Annotated in this window: 2 protein-coding genes; one reads left to right on the top strand and one right to left on the bottom strand. The window is 50.9% G+C overall.

Annotation, left to right across the window (positions count from 1 at the left end):
• Nucleotides 1-644, top strand: a 644-nt coding sequence (locus A3751_RS16240; protein WP_255376095.1) for a helicase-related protein, incomplete at its 5' end; no start/stop codon positions are given.
• A 10-nt stretch (nucleotides 645-654) separates the two neighbouring features.
• Here A3751_RS16240 and A3751_RS16235 read toward each other — a convergent pair.
• Nucleotides 655-1,082 (bottom strand): group 1 truncated hemoglobin (locus tag A3751_RS16235; RefSeq protein ID WP_082863327.1); only part of this gene is annotated, 428 nt, incomplete at its 5' end.

The raw sequence follows: 1,082 nt of genomic DNA, 5'->3' as shown, positions 1-1,082 counted from the left end.
TCTGCAAAGACGGCAGACAGGCTTACTGGGTGTGCACGCTGATTGAAGAATCAGAAGCACTGCAATGCCAGGCTGCTGAGGCTAGCGCGCAATGGCTCGCCTCAGAGCTAAGCGACCTCACTGTCGGGCTTATCCATGGTCGAATGAAGGCAGATGAGAAGACCTTGATCATGGAGCAGTTTAAGGCTGGCAACATTGATCTGCTCGTCGCCACAACGGTGATCGAGGTTGGCGTAGACGTCCCCAATGCCTCACTCATCATAATTGAGAACCCTGAACGCCTTGGCCTGGCACAGCTGCACCAATTACGCGGTCGCGTCGGCCGCGGCGAGTACAAAAGTTATTGCGCACTGATGTACCATCCGCCGCTATCACAAAATGGTAAAGAGCGCCTCGGCGCAATGCGCGATACAAATGACGGTTTTAAAATTGCCGAAAAGGATCTGGAGATTCGCGGCCCAGGCGAAGTCTTAGGCACTAAACAAACGGGCTTAATCTCGTTCCGGATAGCCGACCTTGAACGCGATAGCGAGTGGCTAGATTCCGTAAAACACGCCGCGCTAGAGATGCAGAAACATCCCAGACAAACCAAAGACTTAATTCGCCGCTGGGTTGGCAGTCGCCAGCAATTTGCAGAAGTCTAAACGCTACAGCTCACTGATGAAGCATGTCAGCGCGCATAGGTGCCAACTTCGCTAACAAGCGATTCTGAGCCGATAGTGAAATATCCGATTGCTCCATCGCCTTCTGTAGTATTTCGACAACCGCATTAAAATCTGCTGCCGATATATCCATTCCTTTGTGTACGTCTTTCATTGTGTCACCAGAATAAACACAGGGGCCGCCAGAGACTTCGCAAAACTGCTCAACGACTTTTTCGTAGAAGCGATCGAGATCTGTCTCCGTAAATGCCTGCTCTGTTCGCTCGTCTTTGATCAAGATTCGAACAAACCTATCTGCAATCTCCTCAACCCCCTTCTGCCCGCCAAGCTCCTCGAAGAGTGATCCGCGACTCTGCGTAGTCTGGCATCCGGCAATCAAGCCAACAATGAGAAAAATACAAAGATACTTATGCATGAGAG

The sequence above is a fragment of the Oleiphilus sp. HI0080 genome (genome assembly GCF_001635135.1).
Note: the sequence above shows the minus strand (reverse complement) of the source record. Positions and strands in the feature narration are given on the sequence as shown.